The sequence below is a fragment of the Propionispora hippei DSM 15287 genome (assembly GCF_900141835.1).
Classification (GTDB): domain Bacteria; phylum Bacillota; class Negativicutes; order Propionisporales; family Propionisporaceae; genus Propionispora; species Propionispora hippei.
On sequence record NZ_FQZD01000004.1, the window covers coordinates 48,487 to 68,697 of the forward strand.

Here is a 20,211-nt window from a genome sequence, read left to right on the forward strand (position 1 = left end):
GCACCAGCAAAGTTTTGAAATAATCCAACTTACCCTCTTGCCAGGCGAGCAATTTGACGCCAGGTCGACAAGCTTATAAATTTAGTAGTTCCCTACAGACAGTCAACAAAAGCTGGAGAGAGGTACAGTCGTTCATGAATTGGAAAAAATTTATGGCCGAGTATGGGGAAGTACGGGAGTGGCTGGAGCGGCAGGGCACTGCGGATGCCGGGGCCTGTATGCTGAAAATACTGGCATTGTTATTGGCCGGCTACCGGAAGCCCTCGGACATTCTCTATCGGGCGGTACATACCGGCTCGTTGCGGGATAGTTTAGCCGAGCCATTGGTAGAAGCTGAACAGGAGTTCGTTATACCGGCGGACATACAAAAGCTGTTGTTACATTGGGTGGTTACCGTACCGGCGCAGGATGTGACACTGCTGGGGGAGCTCCATGAGAGAACCTACTTAGCCAGGAAAACGCAAGGCGTTTATTATACTCCGAAACCAATTGTCGATTTTATTATGGACCATACGCTGGCCTGTCTGGATGTTATTCAAAATCCTGATGCGAAGATCCTTGATCCGGCTTGTGGCTGCGGCTTTTTTTTGGTTAAAGCCTATGACGTGCTGTTTGCCAAGTTTCGCGCCTCCCGGAGTATGCTGCAGCAACGATATGCCGACCGTGATTGGTCGGATGAGGGAATTCATCGTCAGATCATCGGGAAGAATATTTGGGGGGCGGACATCGATAGCCGGGCTGCGGCGATTGCCTGCCTCAGTCTCCAGTTGCGGCTCCCCAAGGCCAGTCATTCGCTGCCGGTGAACGTCATTGTTTTTGACAGCCTGCGTCGGCCGGAGGATTGTGCCGAGCTTCCTGCGGCGATACGGGAATTTTGGGCTGCCGATTATGCCTGTGTGATTGGCAATCCGCCGTATGTTTCCTTTGGAATGCGGGGCGCAGGCCGTCTGGAGGCGGCATACCGCGATTATCTTCGCCAGGCTTATGCGGCTACGGCTGAATATAAGCTGAGTTACTATGTTTTGTTTTTGCAGCGTGGTATTGAATTGTTGCAGACTGGTGGACGGTTGGGCTTTATTGTTCCTGATAGCTTTCTGCTTGGTCGTTATTATTCCAAAATTAGAAAATACATTCTGGACAATACGGCGATTGAGCGGCTGGCGCACATTGCCGCTTCAGTGTTTAAGAGTGCTTCCACAGGCTATTCGACAATTGTCATATTGCAAAAGGGGAAAGCCGGGGAAGACCATCAGAGCCGCATTGTAAAGATTGATGATATGAGAGGATTGCAAGTAGACTGTGTGGCCTGTCAATATGAGCAGCGTTATTTTAGCGGTCTGCCTCATTCCCGTTTCCGGATTTTTTTTGATTTAAGAATTAAGCGGATTATCGACAAGCTGGATGACATTGGTACACCGTTACGGCATTTTGCTTCCGGTCATACCGGAATCCGGTCATTGTCTAAACAAGCGGATATTGTTGCCAAGACATCACGAGGCGTGACCTGGCAAAAGGGACTGGTGTCAGGCGGGCAGTTGTCGCGCTATGGGCTCAGATATGAAGGCCACTGGTTGAATATTGATGAAACCAAGCTGTACAAAGGAGGCTGGCGCCCGGATGTGGTGCGGCGGTATAAGATTCTGGTCCGTCAGACAGGCGATACTCTTACGGCCTGTACTGATCCGGACGGATATTATCATTTGAATAACATTCATAGTTTTGTGGCTAACAGCGGGGTCTGTGCCGACTATTTATTAATTTTGATGAACTCACGGTTGCTTTCTTTCTATTATCACGCCGTCAGTGTGGAATATGGCCGGGCCATGGCGCAAACGGATATTGAGTCATTGGAGTATCTGCCTGTCATTGTCAATGAGGAGATTAACAGGCAGGCCCCGGAATTGGTAAAAACGATGCTTGATTGCGTGAAGCGTCGGGACCGGGGCGAGCCGGCATCCGCTTTACAGGCACAGGCGTTGGATGATTATTTTAATCAACTGGTATATAAAATTTATGAACTCACCGATGAGGAAATGGCCTTAGTGGAAGCTTACGAAGCCGCACTGCGCACGAAACGGGGCCGTTAAAAAAAACAGGGAGTACGATGACTCCCTGTTTTCCTGACCGGTCTTATTTGGAAGAGTCTTCATTGATATCATACTGCGAGGTAAGCACCTGGCTGGTGGCAGACTGCGCCGAGGACGACTGCTTGTTGGACTTGTTGCTGCCGCCGGCCTGGGCATTGGAACCCTTGTTGGATTTGGTATAGTCGTTGTTTGCATCCTGTTTTGCGGTTAATGTGCCAAATTCGTTTTGGCTCTGTTGGTTTAAGTCTGTTTTGTTGTTCATCGTATCCCTCCTCGTATTTATATTGGGAAACGGTATTATTATCGCTGTTTTTTGTTTCTCTCATTCCCGGTAGTTTTTGCATTCCAACGCAGTTAACTTATCAAGTGCGGTCAGACGGAAAAAATTGCTATACGCTGCGATCCATGATACCATAAATGAGTCAGAATGATATGGGGGCCATTATGAAAAAACTAATTGTCAATGCTGATGATTTTGGTCTGCATGAAGAAATCAATAAAGCGATCATTCAGGGTTATCAAACAGGCTGCATTACCAGTACGTCGATCATGCCGGGCGGCGGCGCTTTTGCCGAAGCCGTGTCCCTGAGCTTGCAAAATCCCCGGCTGGGGGTGGGTATCCACTTGACGCTGGTCGGCGCAGATCCGGTCAGTGAGGCCGTGGCCGTTCCATCCCTGGTGGACGATCAAGGGCAATTCTTTAGTAACTATCAGATTTTTCTGAAGCGGTTTATTTCAGGGAAAATCGCACTGACTGATATTCGCCGTGAATTGACCGGACAAATTGAGAAGGTTCTGTCCAGCGGCATTACGGTTACTCATCTGGACAGCCACCAGCACTTACACATCGTACCGGGCATTATTGATATTGTGCTGCACCTGGCCCGGCATTATAAGATTCCGGCGCTTAGGATACCCGATGAACCCTATGGGTTTACGGCGGGCTATCCAGTTCGCCCGGGCCGTCTTTTGGGACGTACGGGATTAAGTTTCTTGGCCCGTCTTGCCCGGCGGCGGGCTAGAGCCGAAGGAATGCTTGTTCCCGATCATTTTTTTGGCATGTTAGCCGGCGGCGATATGGGGGAGAGCCATTTGCTGCAGGTCCTTGAACATCTGCCGGAGGGAGTGTCGGAAATCATGCTCCATCCCGGTTATAACAATAGCCGCCTAAATAAAACGTTTTTCTGGAACTATCATTGGGAAGAAGAATATGCGGCGGCAATTAGTGAAAAGATTCGGCAAACATTAGTCAATCAGCAGATTTGTTTGCTTTCTTTTGGAGATTTAAAAGATGGTTAAATTTTACAAGCGGTTACTGCTGGTTTTATCTTTAACCGGGCTGATTTCTGGTACGGTCATTTACTATACTGTGGATATTCATACCTTTTACCACCTGAACGCATTTAAAAGCTGGTCGCTGTTGGCCGTGCTTGTCTTTTTGGGCCTTGGCCTATACTTTGACGGAACCAGACTGGTGCATCTGGTTCGCATTTCGGGCGAAGATATATCGTTAATGGGAGCTGTCCAGGTTGTATTCAGCAACTATTTTTTGGCGGCACTGACACCGGGGGCTGCCGGCGGCGCGGTGGCGCAGGTTTTATTCCTGCGGCGGGCGGGAGTGCCGACAGGCAAAGCTACGGTTATTGTTGTCGTAAGGACGATCCTGTCCATTTTGTTTTTACTTTTGTGTTTGCCGATGGTTTTATATTTTGATCCAGGTCTTATGCCCTGGCTATCGGAGAATTTGCTGCGGGCCATATCGGCGACGATTATTCTGGGCATTTTTTCTATCATTTGGCTGTTACGTAAAAATACGCTGGCCTATTTTTTAGTACTTTTTACCAAACGATTGCATTATACCAGACGCCGCCGTATTTTTTCGGTATACCGCGACGTGCGGGGGGCTATATTAATGCTGTCTTCCGCTCCAGTTAGTATGGTGCGGGTATTTTTGGAGTCGGCGGCCAGCCTGCTTTCCTTATACAGCGTTGTCCCCGTACTCTTTATGGGGATGGGGGTAGACCCTGATCTGGTCCGTGTGATGGGGAGAATGGTGCTGCTTAATCTTTTGTTGTATTTTGCACCGACACCGGGCGGTTCAGGAATTGCCGAAGGAGGTTTTATCGTGTTGTTCAGCGAGTTTCTTCCTTCCGGCACTGTCGGCATCACGGCAGTGGTATGGCGTATGATTGTCGAATATATTCCGTTTGTTATTGGCCTGTATTTTACCGTAAAGGTGTTTGGCCGCAACTTCTTGGCGAGTCAGATAAAATAGGCTTTTCTGATCTAGGTAAAGGGGTGAAATTATGAAGGTACTGGTAACAGGGGGTGCCGGATTTATCGGTTCCCATGTTGTAAATAAATTAATCGGGCAAGGCTGTCGAGTAACCGTGGTGGATAATTTATCGACCGGTTCGGTAAAGAATTTAAACCAGGCGGCAGCTTTTGTACAGTTGGACATCCGCAGTCCGGAAATTTTGCAACTGTTTGAAAGTGAGCAGTTTGATGCTGTCATTCATTTGGCAGCGCAAACTATGGTTCCCAAATCTCTGGAAAACCCTGTCTATGACAGTGATGTAAATATAGCCGGTACGCTGCAATTATTGGAGGCCGCCCGCAAGACCGGTGTCAAGCGCGTAGTTTTCTCTTCGACGGCTGCCGTTTATGGCAATACCACTGCTGTACCGGTGCGGGAGGAAACCGCCTTGCAGCCGGCTTCTTTCTACGGCTTAAGCAAATGGGCGGTGGAGCGGTATTTGTCGCTTTATCAGGAGCTATACGGCTTAGAGTATGTAGTACTACGCTATGCCAATGTGTATGGCGAACGGCAGGGAGATTTTGGAGAAGGCGGGGTAATCAGCATTTTTGTCCGCAACATATGTGGTGGCCGGCCTGTTACCATATTTGGCGACGGCGGCCAGACACGCGATTTCGTTTATGCCGGGGATGTGGCCGCAGCCAACTGGCTGGCGCTGGGGACAACTGCTAAAAACTCAATATACAATATTGGTACCCAGACTGAAAGCAGTGTGAACTTGCTGGTCGAAGAACTGGAACTGATATCCGGTAAAACTGTTGAGAAACGGTATAAAAGTGCGAGGGAAGGCGATATTTACCGTTCTTCACTCTGTAATGAAAGAGCGGTCGAAAATTTGAATTGGAGTGCCCAAACCTTGCTCAAGGATGGATTGGCCAGAACATATGCTTCCCTGACTGGAGTTGAACACGGTTGCGTAACCTAAGCGGTCTGCTGCTGCTCATTATTATTAGTTCTACTATTTTGTTTTTTAATTTAGGCGTTACTCCCTTATTGGATCCCGATGAACCGGTCTATGCGGAAACCCCGCGGGAGATGCTTGTCTACGGGGACTTTGTTTCTCCACGGATTTATGGGGAATATTGGTATGATAAGCCGCCGATGTACTACTGGCTGGTGGCGGCTTCCTTTAAAGTGTTTGGCATTAACGAATTTGCCGCCCGGCTTCCTTCGGCGCTATTGGCGCTGGGCTGTATTCTGTCCGTGTATGCGGCCGGCCGCCGTTTGTTGGGCGAGCGGGCGGGATTGACCGGCGCATTTATTCTTGCCACAGGCATTGAATTTTGGTATTTGGGCAAGGCGGCGGTAACCGATGTTACCCTGACGCTGTGCCTGACCCTGTCCCTGCTTGGTTTTATTGAGAAACGGTATTATTTTCTTTATGTGTTTGCCGCGCTGGCAACGCTGACGAAGGGGCCGGTCGGTTTTCTGTTTCCCGGCGCTATTATTTGTTTATACCTCTTGTTTACCCGTAAGTTTTCGGTACTGAAAGAAATGCGGCTTTTGTCGGGGACCGCTTTGTTTTTGGTGATTGCTTTGCCCTGGTACTGGAGCATGTATCAAATCCATGGTCAGATCTTTATTGACACCTTCCTGGGGTTTCACAACCTGACCCGATTTACATCGCCGGAGCATCCGGAGGGTGCACTGTGGTATTACTATATTCCGGTATTTGCGGCCGGTTTTTTTCCTTGGACCGCCGTGTTCGCCCAGGCTGTTTACCGGGCGCTATGGCACAATGAACGGGAGACACGACGAATTTTATTATTTTTGGTTATTTGGACCTTGTTCATATTTGTCTTTTTCAGCATCTCCCAGACTAAGCTGGTATCGTACATTCTGCCGATGTTTCCGCCTGCGGCCTTGCTGGCCGGCTGGTATATTGACGATTTGGCAGGCCGGCTGTGGCGCCAGGAACGGAGCTGGGGCTGGATCGGTTTGCTGATGGTGCTCTGTGCGCTGTTGATTGTGGCGGTCGTAACCGGCGGGCGCCTGCTGCCGGTAATGGAAACCGGTGCGGTGTTGGTGGCGGCCTTGCTAGCGACGGTGTGTGGCATAGCTGTTTATTTTCTTTGGTGCCGCCGCATTTACGCTTCTTTTACCGTTCAGGTTGGCGGCATGCTGCTGCTTGTGGCTGCATTAATGACCAGTTTGCTGCCGGCTGCCGCTCCGTACTTTTCCTCGAAGGATTTGGCTGCTCAATTTTCTCAGGCTTATGATGGACGTTCGTCTATTTACATTATGAAAATTTTGCATCCCGGCTTTACCTTTTATTCCGGCTTGTATGGTCAGGAAATAGATAAAGAGGAAGTGGGAGCGAGGATTCGCCAGGAGGCGCGGTCCTACTTTGTCATCCGGGATCTGGATTATCAGCGCCTGACCCCTGAAGAGCTGCAGCGCGTTCAAGTCCTTGTCCGGGACGCCGATAAGCTGGTGCTGTTAAAACCATAAAAAAAGCAAGCCCCGGAGTGCCATAACTCCGGGGTTATTCATTGGGGTAATTATCTTTTATCCGGTTCTGCCAGGGCAGGGTTTTTCCAGTATTGATAGATGCTTTCCAAAGTTTTAGAGTAATTTTTTCCTGCAGGACCAATGATAAACTGACAATCGGGACTTTGACAGGCATGGGCGCCGCTGCAATATTTGGTCAGTAATTCGCTGACCTGGGCATTGCCCTGCTCGGTGAGCGTATAGGCCGAAACCTGTTGAGCAACTTCCTTGTTTATAAAAGAACATAAGATAATCCGATTGACTGTAATGGTTTCTCTCAAGGCAAACCCTCCGTTATCATGAACTATGTATTCTTACAATATAGCGAATAATTATCCTGAAAACCAGGACATTTTTGTTAAAAAATTGTTAATTTGTATTATGTATCGCAATAACCCGGAAGGTTTGTCGATCCAATATGACAAACGGCCTATGGTACGCAGGATAAACGGCAATTCTGTAGTGGATGACTAAAACCGCTTAAGCAGGATGTTTTAGCGGTTCTAGTCTAGCCGAATTTGTCCCGCAGGTGGTTTGGTGAATTTGTTTTGTCTGATTGCTTTGAAAACGGCCTGCGGAAAGCTTTTTTAAGAAGCGCCACCGAGCAGGTCGGCATAAGTCCAGCCGGCTTGTTGGAGGATAATATCTGCAATCATCGCCGAACCATCGACAATAGTTGTATTGGGAAGGGCTGGATTCTGGGAATTAAGGTCAAGACCGGCGTCTATCTCATTAATGGTTTTACAGGCTTGGGCTGGAGCGGGACAGTAATAGCCAAACCGGTGACGGCGGACATAATCAATGTTGCCTGTCTCCTGGATGCCGATCGCTCCGGTGATGATCAGCGGACGACTCATGGCAATACCCTCCAGAATGGTTCCCGGACCGGCCTTGGTGATAATGAGGTCACTGGCAGCCATCATGAGTTCCATATTCTGGACGAAGCCGTATAGGTGGAGCAGAGGAGTGGCTTGACGCTGGAGCAGTGTCTGGTATAATTTTTTGTTATTACCGGTAATCACCAGAAGTTGTTTGCCGGCGCACCGGGTTTGCAGCATTTGAACCCATTCTTCCATGCTGCCGGCACCGACACCGCCTCCTGTCAGCATAATGGTGAAATAATCGGGGTGTAGTCCTAACTTTTGGCGGGCCTGCACCTTGGAAAGTTTATTTTGCAAAAATTTAGGGTGGACGGGAAAACCGGCCTGAAAGATGCGTTGCGGCGGTATTTTATATTTTGTCAGCAAGCGGGCGGCTTCCGGCGTGGGAACCAAATAAAGATCAGCACCGGGTGAAGCCCACGCGGCGTGAATCGTTATCAGGTCGGTAACCACTGCTATAATAGGCCAATTAGCTTGCAGTCTTTGGCGGGCGGCAGCTAAAAGGCCGATGACCAGCGGATGGACCGCAATGACTGCGTCGGGTTGCGCGATACTCAGTTCGTTCTCAATATGCCGGTGGGATTGATGATAGACAATATTGGTCAGGGTGGTAATCCGGGAAGGGGTATTAGTTTTTTTAAAAAGTAAGTTATTAAGCCATACGTGTTCTTTGGAGCAATAGTCGTAAATTTCCGGTGCCTTGCTCAAACCAGGCAGCTTTGTTGCCCGCAGAAAGTCGATAGTGCGACAATCTATGCCTGAACCTGCCCTGGCTCTAATCGCGGCACTGATAGCCATAGCCGCGCTGCGATGGCCGCCACCGGTATCGGAAATGGCAAATAAAAGCTTTTTAGGCGTGACTGTCATACTGGACACCTCCACATTTGAACTTTTTAATTTATTCTAAAGGGAATGTACCTTACCCCGATGATCTTAATTGGTGCAATAAAGCTATGGCGTTTTCCAGGCGAATGGTTTGTTGCCGTTCTTCCAGAAAGATCCACCAGGCATTATGGGTGTCGCAAATCTCGAAATCGTAATTGAATTCGGTGGATACGGTAGGCAGCCGTTCAATAGGAAAAAATAAATCCCTCATTTGCCCGTCAATCTTTCCGTGAAAATAGAGACCTTCCTGGTAAAGGTTTACCTGACCGCTGTTGCTGCAACGGCGATAGGGACCGTATAGCGGATCGGCAACCCGGATTTCCTTTACCGGCAACTGCAGGCGGAAGTTTTTATTTTCTATGAGCGAGAGCATTTGCTGCTGCTGCCAGGCTGACCATTGGACAGGTGTAGCAAAGGTAATACATTGAGCATAGGCAGGCTGTAGGAAGCCATGCCTGTCAAGCAGTGCCGTATTGCCGCAGGCTTCGCAGTATAGCTTGTTTTGCCGGCTGTTCATGCTTCGTTCACGCAGGCAACGGGGACATTGATGCAGAATTAAGTCCAGCCGTTCAGCGGCGCGGCGATGGCTATAGTCATGGCCAGCTTGACGGTTCCAGTCGTAATCATTATAGGATAGCGCCTCACGAACTTTTGCATGAAGCTGCTCAAGCGGGAGAGTGGCGGCTTCCTGGCCGGTCAAAAGTTGGTTGATTGTCACTTCTATTTGACCCGGGCGCCAGAAAGAAGACCAGCGGGGCCAGACAAAATATCCTCCCTGCGTCTTGACGGTAAGGACGGGAACCTTGGCTTTTTGGATAAACCGGGCAATGCTGTAGGGGATATCGCCGCAACTGCCGTCAATGGAACGGCGCCCCTCGGGAAATATGCCGACTATTTTATCCTGATTTAATAAAGCCAGGGCCCTGTGAGCTGCGCGAAGGTCAGGCAGAAATTGGACTTTGGGGATGGCGCCAGCCAGCCGTAGCAGTTTTCCCAAAAGAGGATGGCGAAAGTAAAAGTTTGTGGTTAGAAAATAGCAGGGCTGAGGGGGCAGGATAAACTGCACCAAAGCCGGATCGATATTGGAAGTATGATTGCCTAGCACGAGAAACGGCGGTTGTAACGCTTCGCCGGTGCTGCTATTTATTTGTAACCGGCCGCCTCTGAACAGCCAGCGTACCAGTATGTACGATAAGGTGATTTGCAACAGTGCGCCTATTTTAATCCGCAGCCAGCAACGATAAAAGGAAATCCGCTGTTTTATTTTCAATTCCGGTCCAGCCCTTTCTTTTTTCCTGTACTTGTCTGTCAAGCCCAGGCAGGGATTTTCTGTGCGTCAATTACGGTGAAAAAATCAAAAACCGGTGGATCAAAGTCCATATCGACAGAAGGCTCGCTGCTGAAGCTAGCACCGTATTTATAATAGGCAAACATAAGAGTCGACATCTTTTTAATAACTTTTCGCTGGTTGGCCCCGGCCGGCGCCAATGTATCCTGGGTAACCGGCAGTAAATGCCGTCGTTTGGGTTTGATTCCCCAGTCTGTATTGATGGCAGCGGTGGCGGCCAGATAATGGGAGATCAGGCCGATATCGTTTTTGGCATTGCCCGGCAGCGTGGTAAGTCCGATCAAATAGTCATGGGGATATAGTCGTAAATAGGCGGCAACGCCGGAAAACAGCAGCTTAAACACGACGGTATTTCTGTACTGGGCGTCAATGCAGGCGCGGCCGAGCTCAAGAATGCGACTTCGCTGCTTGCGCAGCACTCCAATATCAAACCATTGTTCCGAATAAAATGTTTCTCGTGAAGCCAGCCTGCTGCCAGGCAAAAAACGGAATGTACCGCCACAGCAATCGTTTTCTTCGTCCCGGATGATCAAATGATCGCATAGCTGATCAAAATAATCGTATTCGCGGTTGGTATTTGCATATTCATATTTTTTTCCTGAAAAATTGAGCTCCTGACAGTAGACACGGTAGCGAAGGAGATAAATCTGATCTTTCTCTGCCGGTGTTTCCGCCAGCTTTAATAGGTACTTTCCTTCTCGTAATTCCATGGGTAACCCTCCTCGGTGTGCTTGCAATTTAATCGGTGTACCGTTGGTTTATGAACCGAGTCTCGGCGTGTTGGACGGTGGTGTACCGGACGCTTTATCCGCCACCTTAATCATTACATATTTCTGCAAAGCTTCCGTTAATATTGCGTTATCTTTTAGTAAAGTATTAAGAAACTGCTTAGTGCCTTATTACACTTGACGTGGCAAGTTTTCTGTTGAATATGGGAAAATGGAAATGGGCGGTTATATTTGGCTCCTTTGGCCGTTATAACTATTGATTTATGGCTTGGTGGTGAATATTTACTATTTTATTATGAATATTTAAAAGTTCGGAACTTGTTTTGCTTTTGGAGAAAAATCAAGTATTTATGGGGAAAATCTGCATTTTAGGTATGGAATAGTAGCTAGGTTGTGATGTATAATGATAAACGGTAGACATTTGTTCTTCTAGCTTAGGCATGTGAGGGGGTAGGAATATGGCGCTGACTGTCAACCGTAAGTTTTGTAAGGGGTGCGGTATTTGCATAGCTTTTTGTCCAAAACAGGTTCTGGACCTGGACGAAGTTGGCAAAGTGTATGTAAAAGATGAGGATAAGTGTATTTGCTGTAGTCTGTGTGAATTACGCTGTCCTGATTTAGCGATAAAAGTAACGAAAGAGGACAAGGGGGAGAAGGTATGAGCAAAGCTTGCTTAATGCAGGGTAATCAGGCTTGTGCAGAAGGGGTTTTAGCCGCAGGCGTTACGTTTTTTGCCGGCTATCCGATTACGCCAAGCACGGAAATAGCAGAATTCCTAGCTGAAAAACTCCCTCGTATGGGTGGAAAATTTATTCAGATGGAAGATGAAATTGCCAGTATGGGAGCGATTATTGGCGCTTCCCTGGCTGGTGCCAAAGCCATAACGGCTACCAGCGGACCAGGGTTTTCCCTCAAACAGGAATTGATTGGCTATGCGGCGATGGCCGAATTGCCGCTGGTCGTAGTCAATGTGCAGCGTTCCGGTCCAAGCACCGGCCTGCCGACATCTCCGTCGCAGGGCGATGTCATGCAGGCTCGCTGGGGTACTCACGGTGACAGGGGTGTGATTGCCTTGTCGCCGGGGTCGGTGCGAGAAGCTTTTGATGTCGCGGTAAAAGCCGTTAATTTTGCGGAAAAGTTCCGTACGCCGGTGATTTTGTTGTTGGATGAGGTAATTGGTCATATGCGGGAGCGGGTCGAATTGCCAGAGTTGTCCGAGGTGGAAGTAGTCAACCGGAAAAAGCCGACCGTTTCTCCCGACGAGTATCGGGCGTACAAGCCGGACGAAGACGGAATTCCGCCAATGGCGCCGTTTGGAGAAGGGTATTTTTACCATGTGACGGGCCTGGTGCATAATTATGAAGGGCAGCCTTCCCAGTCCGCCGCCGTGACTGATGAACTGGTCCGCCGGCTGCATACGAAAATCGAACGGGCTCAGGCGGAGCTTACCTTGTACACCGAGCATTTTCTGGAAGATGCCGAAGTCATTGTCGTCGCTTATGGCGGCTCGTCCCGGGCCGCTATTGCCGCAGTGAAGGCTGCCCGCAAACAAGGTGTGAAAGCCGGTCTGCTTAAGCTGATTACTCTATGGCCGTTTCCGGCAGCCTTGCTGCAACAGAAGGCGCAGAAGGCCAAGAAAATCATCGTGCCTGAAATGAATTACGGACAGTTGGCCTGTGAGATTGAACGGTATGTAAAGCAGGAAAAAGTGGTATCGGTTACTAAAGTAGACGGGACTTTCTTCAGTCCCGATGATATTTTACGGCCGATCCTGGCGGCAGGGGGGCTGGAATAATGGCTGATATAGAAAAATACTTGCGTAAATCCGCTTTGCCGCACATCTGGTGTCCTGGCTGCGGCAACGGTATTTTGCTGACGGCTATTTTACGGGCCATTGACAAGCTGCAGTTGGATCAGCAGAAGACCATTATTGTATCAGGCATCGGCTGTTCTTCCCGTGCCTCGGGTTATATGAATTTCAACACGGTTCATACTGCCCATGGCAGGGCGCTGACGGTTGCTACAGGCATTAAAATGGCCAATCCCGAACTGGAGGTTATTGTTATTACCGGCGATGGTGATTGCACTGCCATTGGGGGCAATCATTTCATTCATGCCGCCAGACGTAATATAGGCCTTACCACGATTGTCTTTAATAACAGCATTTACGGTATGACTGGCGGCCAGTCTTCGCCGTTGACTCCTGTCGATAGCCGGTCTACGACGGCGCCGTTCGGTCATATGGAGCGGTCCTTTGATATTGCGCAATTGGCTATTGCAGCCGGTGCCACCTATGTGGCGCGGGGAACCGCGTACCATGCCGCCATGTTGACAGATCTCATTGTCAAAGGGATTGAGAATAAAGGGTTCTCCGTGATTGACGGTATAACCCAGTGTCCGATCGGTTATGGCCGGAAAAACAAAATGCCTACAGCGGCGGCCATGCTGCTATGGCAGCGTGACCATGCCGTGATGGCGAAGGCCGCGGCCAAGATGACGCCGGAAGCAATGACCGGCAAGTTTGTTATCGGTGAGCTCTACCATTCGCCCACGGCGGAATATACGGCGGAATATGCCAGACTGGTGGCGCGGCTGCAGGAAGGGGGCAAGGCGTAATGCTGGAAATCAGTTTAAGTGGTACCGGCGGACAAGGGTTGATTCTGGCCGGCATCATTTTGGCGGAGGCCGCCATTCTTGACGGAAAACAGGCCATACAGACCCAGTCGTACGGACCGGAAGCCCGTGGCGGAGCAAGTAAGGCCGAAGTCATTATCAGTGAAGACGAGATTGACTATCCCAAGGTATTGGCGCCGGATATTCTGTTGGTGATGAGCCAGGAAGCCTGCAACAAGTATGCCGATATACTAAAGAAAAACGGCAAACTGCTGGCGGATTCCACATTGGTAAAGGAAATCTCCGGCCGTGAGGCCGAAGTGATTGACTTGCCGATTACCAGGACAGCCCGCGAGGAACTGGGCAATGCCATGTTTGCCAATATCATTGCACTTGGGGCGCTGGTGGCCGCGACCGGTGCGGTTAGTGAAGCGTCTTTAATCAAGGCAGTACTGGCCCGGGTGCCGCGCGGTACGGAAGAAAAAAATCAAAAAGCCTTAGCTTTGGGTAACCAGTTATATGCCCAGCGGTAGCTATTCGGAAGGAAACGTTCAGGCAAGGTTGAACGTTTCCTTTTCACATCCGGTCTGTCTGTATAATCTGGCTCTGTTAGGGAACCATTGATGTAATGAGCCTGCCGGACTGGCGGAAAAAGGTTTGTCAGGCTGTGTACGTACTCAGGAATAATAAACAGTGTCTTAACGGACCGGCCAAGCAGGAAAACAAGGCGCCGGGGTGGAATAAGATAAAATAAGACAAAATTTGCAAGGGAACCGCTGATTAATTCACGCTGCGCGTCCTGACGGATCTTTTTCCGCCTGGCTGCGTCAGCAAAATCTTGAAATAGGGGCCGCTTATTCCTGCGGTTTTACTTCCTTGCCCGGCGAAAAAATCTCTCGCTAGGCTGACAGGATCACTCAAATCAGCGGTTACCTAGAATGAGTGATTCCCCGGTGTTGCAGGATGGTTTCAGGCGATATTGCCGTAGCTGAATAAGGAAGGAAATAGGTGCTTGTCATGCTTAAAAGGGAATGCCGGTGAAATTCCGGAGCGGTCCCGCCACTGTGATGGGGAGCAGATTCGCGGTAGCCACTGGGATAACCGGGAAGGTGCGGATGTGCGTTGATCCGAAGTCAGGAGACCTGCCTATTTTAACACACACCGTTATGACCTACGGAAGATGGGCAGGTGGGTAAAATCTACATTGTGTTGTTTTTTACCCTCTTGTCACAGGGGGTTTTTTAGTTTGTTCAAACAAATGCGAACAGGGATTACCACAGGCACCTGTGCGGCAGCAGCAGCCAAGGCCGCTGTTTTGGCCTGGTGCGGCCAGCAGGTGGAGCAGGTTGTTGTATTGTCACCTCAGCAAAAGTCCATTGCTGTTGCCATTGCCGACAGCAGCAGAACCGAACGGGTTGGTAAGGCGGCAGTCGTGAAGGATGCCGGCGACGACCCCGATATTACTAATGGCGTTACGATTGAGGCAGCGGTAGAGATGGCGGAAGGCGCGGATATTGTTTTACGGGCGGGGAGCGGCGTGGGAACGGTTACGCTGCCCGGCTTGTCCGTGCCTGTCGGTGAACCGGCCATTAATCCGGGACCCCGTCAGATGATTCTGTCGGCTGTCCGGGACGCTCTGCCCCCGGGTTGGGGTGCGGTTGTCACCGTATCCATTCCCGGCGGCGAAGCGTTGGCGGCCCGTACGTTAAATCCTGTACTGGGTATAGAGGGCGGTTTGTCGATTATTGGTACAACCGGGATTGTAGAGCCTATGTCGGAAGAAGCATTTAAAAACTCGCTGGCGCCTCAGATCAGCGTGGTGAAAGCGCTCGGCCACGATGCGGTGGTGTTTGCGCCGGGTAAGATCGGTCAGGATATTGCGATAAAAAAATGCGGTTTGCCGGCCGAGCAGATTGTGCAAACCAGCAATTTTATCGGCTTTATGTTGGAACAGGCCGTTCGGTACGGGATGAAGCAGGTCTTGCTGTTTGGCCATCTGGGGAAGATTTGCAAAGTGGCGGCCGGAATTTTTCATACTCATAACCGTATGGCCGACGGCCGCATGGAAACGCTGGCGGCTTATGCCGCATCGCTGGGGGCGTCACAACAGACGGTTCAGGCCATTTTGCGGTGCGCCACTACCGAAGCCGCGTTGCCGCTTATTGAAAACGCCGGTTTGCGGCAGGTGCATGCAGTGCTGGCGGAACGGGCCAGTCAACGGGCCATGCGGTATGTATTTCAGGACCTGGAAGTGGGAACGGTCATTGTCACGCTGCAGGGGTCCATATTGGGCATGGATGCAGGTGCCGTCAGGATAGGGGAGAAGTTAGGGTGGAACATAAAATAATTGTGGCAGGCATCGGGCCCGGCTCGGCGGACTATCTGCTGCCGGTTGCCAAGCGAACCATTGAGCAGGCCCGCGTTCTGGTGGGCGGTAAACGGGCGCTGGAAACGCTGGCGCCGGCAGGCGTAAAAAGCAAAGTCATTGACGGCGATATTGCCGGTGTGTTGTCTTATATAGAAGAGGAACTGGCCTCGCACGATGTGGTTGTCATGGTATCCGGCGATCCGGGATTTTACAGCTTATTGCCGGCGATCCGCCGCCGGTTTCCCCCAGCATGCATCGAAGTGATTCCCGGCATCAGTTCCCTGCAGTTGGCATTTGCCCGTACAAGCGACTATTGGCAGGATGCCACACTGATCAGCCTGCATGGGCGCAAAGCCGATGCAGCGGCGTTGGCTTACCGGTGTGATAAAAAACTGGGGATTTTAACAGACAGTGAGAATAATTCCCGTACGATTGCCAGGTATTTACTGGCAGCCGGCTGGCCGGCAGCTACGCCGGCAGTTGTTTGTCTGGCGCTGTCCTATGAAAATGAACAGGTTGTTACGGCTACCCTGGAGGAATTGAGCAGCCGGGAAGGATATTCACATTGTGTAATGGTGGTGAAAGCATGACCTATCATGTGGGAATCAGCGACGACCGGTTCATCCGGGGCAATATTCCGATGACGAAAGCCGAGATCAGGATACTGGTGCTGGCGCGGGCAAAAATCAATCCCGGTGATACGGTGATTGACATTGGGGCCGGAACCGGTTCCCTGTCGGTCGAGGCGGCCCTGCAAAGCGGTTACGGTGAGGTATATGCGATTGAGCGGGAGCCGGAGGGCATTGAACTGATCAGACAGAACGCGGCCCAGTTTGCGGCGGCGGTCCGGCCGATAGCGGGGGCGGCGCCGCAAGCCCTGCAGGGATTACCGCAGGCCGATGTGATTCTGATCGGCGGCAGCGGCGGGAAGCTGGACGCCATTTTAACCGAAGCCCGGCAACTACTGAAGCCGGGAGGGCGACTGGTTGTGACCGCCGTGACAGTGGAAACACTGCAGCGGGCGCTGGCCTTTCTGGACAGTTGTCCGGAATTTTCCGTAGAAACCATCTGCGCTCAGGTGACAAGGTTGCGTAAAGTTGCGTCCAGCCATATGATGCAGGCGCTTAATCCCATTTATATTATCGCGGCTGAAGCGGAATAGTGTGTAAAGATACAGGAGGAATGGATATGCAGGTTTGGTTTGTCGGTGCAGGTCCGGGCGATCCGGAACTGATTACGGTAAAAGGGCAGCGGTTGGTCAGCGAGGCTGATGTGATCATTTATGCCGGCTCGCTGGTTAATCCTGCGCTGCTGTCTCTGGCTAAGCAGGGTGCCAGCATTTATAACAGCGCAAAGATGACCTTGCCGGAAGTAATCGAGGTTATGGTCAAGGCTGTGGCCGAACAAAAAAAGGTGGTCCGTTTACATACAGGCGATCCCAGTATTTACGGGGCGATTAAGGAACAGATGGATGCGTTGGCTAAGCACAGGATTGCCTACGATGTGATACCGGGCGTTAGCTCGTTTTTGGCTACGGCGGCGGCGCTGAAATGTGAGTACACTTTGCCGGAGGTCTCCCAGACCGTTATTGTGACGAGATTGGAAGGCCGGACTCCGGTGCCGGATAAGGAAAAACTTGTCAGCCTGGCTGCCCACAACGCTACCATGTGCATCTTTTTAAGTGTCCATATGATGAATACGGTGGTAAAAGAACTGGTTGACGGCGGCTATTCGCCGGATACGCCAGTTGCCATTGTGCAAAAGGCTTCCTGGCCGGAACAAAAAGTCATTCGTGGCACACTGGCCACCATTGCCGGGACGGTGGCGGCGGAAGGTGTTGACCGTACGGCCATGATTGTGGTAGGTCATTGCCTCGGCAGTGATTATGCGCTGTCCCGGTTATACGCTCCGGAGTTTGGGCATATGTACCGTGATGCCTCATGCGATTAGCGGCGATAGCGGTAACGAGAAGAGGGAGCATCTTAGCGGCGCGCCTGGCCCGGGAGCTGCCTGGAACGGTCACGGTATATGTGAAAGCCGGACGGGCTGCAGTGGACCAGGCGGAAGAGTTTGATTCGCTGGGAGAATTGATAAGCCGGATTTTTGACCGCTACGAGGGATTGATTTTTATCATGGCTGCGGGAATTGTAGTTCGCGTCATTGCGCCCCATATACGTGATAAAAGATGGGATCCGGCCGTAGTCGTGCTTGGCGATGACGGTCACCATGTGATCAGTTTGCTGTCAGGCCATTTGGGCGGCGCCAACGCACTGGCCGTTCAGATCAGCCGGACAATTGGTGCTGAGGCGGTGATTACAACGGCGACCGATTTGGCGCAGCGGCCGGCGCCGGATATACTGGCTAAGCAACTGGGTTTTGCGTTGGAACCGTTCGCTCAACTAAAAACCGTTAACGCCGTCATCGCCAATGACGGTGTGGTAAAATATTTTTTGGATGATGAGCTCTCCGGCCAGGCAGCTATCCGGACGGCCGCGGCGGAACTGGGCATCTGCTGGGAACCTCTGGCGCAGTTGGCGCAGCCCATGGATGCTGCGGTTATTCTCAGCGATAAGCTGTGCACTGTGACCGTACCCCACATATATATCCGGCCGCCGGTGCTGGCCGTTGGAGTTGGCTGCCGCCGGGGAACGACGGTGCAGGAAATTATGCAGGCTATCCAGCAGGTGCTGAGCGAGAACGGGCGAAGCCTGTGCAGTGTCGCCGTCCTTGGCAGCAGCGTGGTGAAAGCCGATGAGGCGGGTCTGCTGGAGGCCGGTGTTGCTTTGCAGGTGCCTTTGCGTTTTTTTAATAATGATGAATTACAGGATATGATTGATCAACAGGATCTGGGGATTTCAAGTTTTGTCAAACAGGAGATAGGAGTGGGAAATGTATGCGAAGCGGCAGCTTTACTGGCGGGACAGAGCGACAAACTGCTGGTGCACAAACAGAAAATCGGACGGGTAACGGTGGCGATTGCCCAAAACAGGTGGCGGTCATCGGTATTGGTCCGGGCAATCTCGCCGATATGAGTCTGCGGGCCAGGGAAACGATTCTGGCGGCAGAGACAATCGTCGGCTATGATACGTATATTGAATTGATTCAGGACTTGCTTGCCGGTAAACAAGTGGTCAGCACCGGCATGATGCAGGAGATTGACCGTTGCAAAGCTGCCGTGGAGATTGCTATGACCGGGAAGCGGGTTGCCGTTATTTCCAGCGGCGATCCGGGAATTTACGGCATGGCCGGTCTGGTACTCGAACTGGCAGCTCAATATCCGGCCGATGTGCGGCCGCAGGTAACGGTCATTCCGGGAATCAGCGCCGTGGGCGCCGCTGCCGCCGCATTGGGAGCGCCACTTATGCACGACTTTGCCGTAATCAGCCTGAGTGATTTACTGACTCCTTGGGATGTGATAAAAAAGCGGGCTGAAATGGCCGGCGTCGGTGATTTTGTTGTGGCTATCTATAATCCCAAAAGTTCCAAGCGGATCACGCAAATTGAAGAGGTGCGGGAAATTCTGTTAAAGCACCGTTCGCCGGCTACCCCGGTGGGTATCGTCGGTCATGCGACGAGAGCGGGGGAACAGGTTGTTATCAGTGACCTGGCCAGCTTTACTAAAGAATATATTGATATGTTTTCCCTGGTTATTGTCGGCAACAGCCATACCTACGTCCAGGACGGTCGCATGGTAACCCCGCGAGGCTACAAGCTATGATTCTGGTACTGGCGGGGACTCAGGACGGCCGGCAACTGGCCGCGCAGTTGGCCAAAGACCATAAAGTCATGGTTTCCGTGATTAGTCAGTATGGCCGGCAATTGGCCTCGGAGAGTCAGGTGCAGGCTCAAGAGGGCATGCTGGATACGGCTGCCATGCTGGAGCTGTTTCGTCGTCTGCAGGTAGAGCTATTGGTTGATGCCAGCCATCCTTACGCGGTTAATGTATCGCGCAATGCCATGGAGGCCTGTGAAAGCTGTGGTGTGGCCTATTTGCGCTACGAGCGGCCGCAGGCGGCATTGCCTGCTTATGATAAATTATATAAGGCGCCGAATTATGAAAGGGCGGCCGAGCAGGCCGTGGCACTGGGTAAGGTCATCTTTTTGACTACTGGCAGCCGCCACTTGAAGGTCTTTAAGACGGCAGCCGACCCGACCGTTCACCGGTTAATTGCCAGAGTACTGCCGGAACCGGGTGTTCTGACGGAGTGCCTGAAACTGGGGTTTCAGCCCCGCGATATTGTCGCCATGCAGGGGCCATTCTCCCATGAATTGAATAAAGCGCTGTTTAAGGAGTTTGGGACTGAGGTGGTGGTTTCCAAAAACAGCGGCCAAATTGGCGGCAGTGACACCAAATTTTCGGCCGCCAGGGAACTGGGCCTGCCGCTGGTGATTATTGACCGGCCGGCGCTGCCCTATAAAACAGTGGTTTCCTCCTTTGCGGAGGTGCTGGCTTATGTCAATAAACACGTGGCTGGCAGCCGTGAGGTAACCTAA

The 20,211-nt window shown here is 51.1% G+C and carries 21 protein-coding genes and 1 riboswitch; of the genes, 16 read left to right on the top strand and 5 right to left on the bottom strand.

The window, feature by feature from the left end; all coding sequences use genetic code 11:
- Nucleotides 1-134: 134 nt before the first annotated feature.
- On the top strand, nucleotides 135-2,087 hold the full coding sequence (locus tag F3H20_RS00230) for an Eco57I restriction-modification methylase domain-containing protein (protein ID WP_149732994.1): 1,953 nt from the start codon (nucleotides 135-137) through the stop codon (nucleotides 2,085-2,087).
- A 43-nt stretch (nucleotides 2,088-2,130) separates the two neighbouring features.
- On the opposite strand, the gene F3H20_RS00235 is transcribed toward F3H20_RS00230, so the two are convergent.
- Nucleotides 2,131-2,349 (bottom strand): hypothetical protein, encoded by a 219-nt coding sequence (locus tag F3H20_RS00235; RefSeq protein WP_149732995.1) that lies wholly within the window; start codon nucleotides 2,347-2,349, stop codon nucleotides 2,131-2,133.
- 182 nt (nucleotides 2,350-2,531) lie between these two features.
- On the opposite strand from F3H20_RS00235, the gene F3H20_RS00240 reads away from it, so the two are divergent.
- The 4 genes from F3H20_RS00240 to F3H20_RS00255 are packed head-to-tail and all read left to right on the top strand — an operon-like array spanning nucleotide 2,532 to nucleotide 6,855.
- Nucleotides 2,532-3,386 carry a ChbG/HpnK family deacetylase gene (locus F3H20_RS00240; protein WP_149732996.1) on the top strand — a complete coding sequence of 285 codons (855 nt, stop codon included), beginning with the start codon at nucleotides 2,532-2,534 and terminating at the stop codon, nucleotides 3,384-3,386.
- Complete coding sequence (locus F3H20_RS00245; RefSeq protein ID WP_149732997.1) at nucleotides 3,379-4,362, top strand: lysylphosphatidylglycerol synthase transmembrane domain-containing protein; 984 nt, start codon at nucleotides 3,379-3,381, stop codon at nucleotides 4,360-4,362. Before F3H20_RS00240 ends, F3H20_RS00245 begins: the two co-directional genes overlap by 8 nt.
- A 31-nt stretch (nucleotides 4,363-4,393) precedes the next feature.
- Nucleotides 4,394-5,329, top strand: coding sequence for an NAD-dependent epimerase/dehydratase family protein (locus F3H20_RS00250; RefSeq protein ID WP_149732998.1), 936 nt, complete (start codon nucleotides 4,394-4,396; stop codon nucleotides 5,327-5,329).
- Nucleotides 5,317-6,855, top strand: a complete 1,539-nt coding sequence (locus tag F3H20_RS00255) for an ArnT family glycosyltransferase (RefSeq protein WP_149732999.1) — start codon at nucleotides 5,317-5,319, stop codon at nucleotides 6,853-6,855. The genes F3H20_RS00250 and F3H20_RS00255 overlap by 13 nt, the downstream gene beginning before the upstream one ends.
- 50 nt (nucleotides 6,856-6,905) lie before the next feature.
- Here F3H20_RS00255 and F3H20_RS00260 read toward each other — a convergent pair whose 3' ends face one another.
- The 4 genes from F3H20_RS00260 to F3H20_RS00275 all read right to left on the bottom strand — a co-directional run bounded on the left by F3H20_RS00260 (nucleotide 6,906) and on the right by F3H20_RS00275 (nucleotide 10,718).
- Nucleotides 6,906-7,175, bottom strand: coding sequence for a hypothetical protein (locus tag F3H20_RS00260; RefSeq protein WP_149733000.1), 270 nt, complete (start codon nucleotides 7,173-7,175; stop codon nucleotides 6,906-6,908).
- A gap of 306 nt (nucleotides 7,176-7,481) precedes the next feature.
- Complete coding sequence (locus F3H20_RS00265) at nucleotides 7,482-8,642, bottom strand: MGDG synthase family glycosyltransferase (protein WP_149733001.1); 1,161 nt, start codon at nucleotides 8,640-8,642, stop codon at nucleotides 7,482-7,484.
- Nucleotides 8,643-8,694: 52 nt separating this feature from the next.
- Nucleotides 8,695-9,930, bottom strand: a complete 1,236-nt coding sequence (locus F3H20_RS00270) for a lysophospholipid acyltransferase family protein (protein ID WP_188128150.1) — start codon at nucleotides 9,928-9,930, stop codon at nucleotides 8,695-8,697.
- Between the two features lie 38 nt (nucleotides 9,931-9,968).
- Nucleotides 9,969-10,718, bottom strand: a complete 750-nt coding sequence (locus F3H20_RS00275; RefSeq protein ID WP_149733003.1) for a GNAT family N-acetyltransferase — start codon at nucleotides 10,716-10,718, stop codon at nucleotides 9,969-9,971.
- Between the two features lie 476 nt (nucleotides 10,719-11,194).
- Between F3H20_RS00275 and F3H20_RS00280 the strand changes: the two genes are divergently transcribed.
- The 11 genes from F3H20_RS00280 (at nucleotide 11,195) to cobK (ending at nucleotide 20,211) form a co-directional block, all read left to right on the top strand.
- Nucleotides 11,195-11,398, top strand: coding sequence for a 4Fe-4S dicluster domain-containing protein (locus F3H20_RS00280; protein WP_149733004.1), 204 nt, complete (start codon nucleotides 11,195-11,197; stop codon nucleotides 11,396-11,398).
- Nucleotides 11,395-12,531, top strand: coding sequence for a 2-oxoacid:acceptor oxidoreductase subunit alpha (locus F3H20_RS00285; protein ID WP_149733005.1), 1,137 nt, complete (start codon nucleotides 11,395-11,397; stop codon nucleotides 12,529-12,531). Before F3H20_RS00280 ends, F3H20_RS00285 begins: the two co-directional genes overlap by 4 nt.
- Entirely contained in the window at nucleotides 12,531-13,352 is an 822-nt protein-coding gene (locus F3H20_RS00290; protein ID WP_262501583.1) for a thiamine pyrophosphate-dependent enzyme, read from the top strand. Before F3H20_RS00285 ends, F3H20_RS00290 begins: the two co-directional genes overlap by 1 nt.
- Complete coding sequence (locus F3H20_RS00295) at nucleotides 13,352-13,882, top strand: 2-oxoacid:acceptor oxidoreductase family protein (protein ID WP_149733007.1); 531 nt, start codon at nucleotides 13,352-13,354, stop codon at nucleotides 13,880-13,882. The genes F3H20_RS00290 and F3H20_RS00295 overlap by 1 nt, the downstream gene beginning before the upstream one ends.
- Nucleotides 13,883-14,338: 456 nt before the next feature.
- A riboswitch (cobalamin riboswitch) is annotated at nucleotides 14,339-14,513 on the top strand.
- An 82-nt stretch (nucleotides 14,514-14,595) separates the two neighbouring features.
- Nucleotides 14,596-15,696: a cobalt-precorrin-5B (C(1))-methyltransferase CbiD gene (gene cbiD / locus F3H20_RS00300; RefSeq protein WP_149733008.1), complete on the top strand. Its 1,101-nt coding sequence runs from the start codon at nucleotides 14,596-14,598 to the stop codon at nucleotides 15,694-15,696.
- Nucleotides 15,681-16,307, top strand: coding sequence for a precorrin-6y C5,15-methyltransferase (decarboxylating) subunit CbiE (gene cbiE, locus F3H20_RS00305; protein ID WP_149733009.1), 627 nt, complete (start codon nucleotides 15,681-15,683; stop codon nucleotides 16,305-16,307). Before cbiD ends, cbiE begins: the two co-directional genes overlap by 16 nt.
- Nucleotides 16,304-16,879, top strand: coding sequence for a precorrin-6Y C5,15-methyltransferase (decarboxylating) subunit CbiT (gene cbiT / locus F3H20_RS00310; RefSeq protein WP_149733010.1), 576 nt, complete (start codon nucleotides 16,304-16,306; stop codon nucleotides 16,877-16,879). The genes cbiE and cbiT overlap by 4 nt, the downstream gene beginning before the upstream one ends.
- Before the next feature lie 26 nt (nucleotides 16,880-16,905).
- Nucleotides 16,906-17,667, top strand: coding sequence for a precorrin-4 C(11)-methyltransferase (cobM, locus tag F3H20_RS00315; RefSeq protein ID WP_149733011.1), 762 nt, complete (start codon nucleotides 16,906-16,908; stop codon nucleotides 17,665-17,667).
- Nucleotides 17,658-18,749 carry a cobalt-precorrin 5A hydrolase gene (locus F3H20_RS00320; RefSeq protein WP_223191538.1) on the top strand — a complete coding sequence of 364 codons (1,092 nt, stop codon included), beginning with the start codon at nucleotides 17,658-17,660 and terminating at the stop codon, nucleotides 18,747-18,749. The genes cobM and F3H20_RS00320 overlap by 10 nt, the downstream gene beginning before the upstream one ends.
- A complete protein-coding gene (cobJ, locus tag F3H20_RS00325; protein ID WP_262501590.1) occupies nucleotides 18,746-19,435 on the top strand; it encodes a precorrin-3B C(17)-methyltransferase in 690 nt (229 codons plus the stop codon). The genes F3H20_RS00320 and cobJ overlap by 4 nt, the downstream gene beginning before the upstream one ends.
- Nucleotides 19,432-20,211 carry a precorrin-6A reductase gene (gene cobK, locus F3H20_RS00330; protein ID WP_149733013.1) on the top strand — a complete coding sequence of 260 codons (780 nt, stop codon included), beginning with the start codon at nucleotides 19,432-19,434 and terminating at the stop codon, nucleotides 20,209-20,211. The genes cobJ and cobK overlap by 4 nt, the downstream gene beginning before the upstream one ends.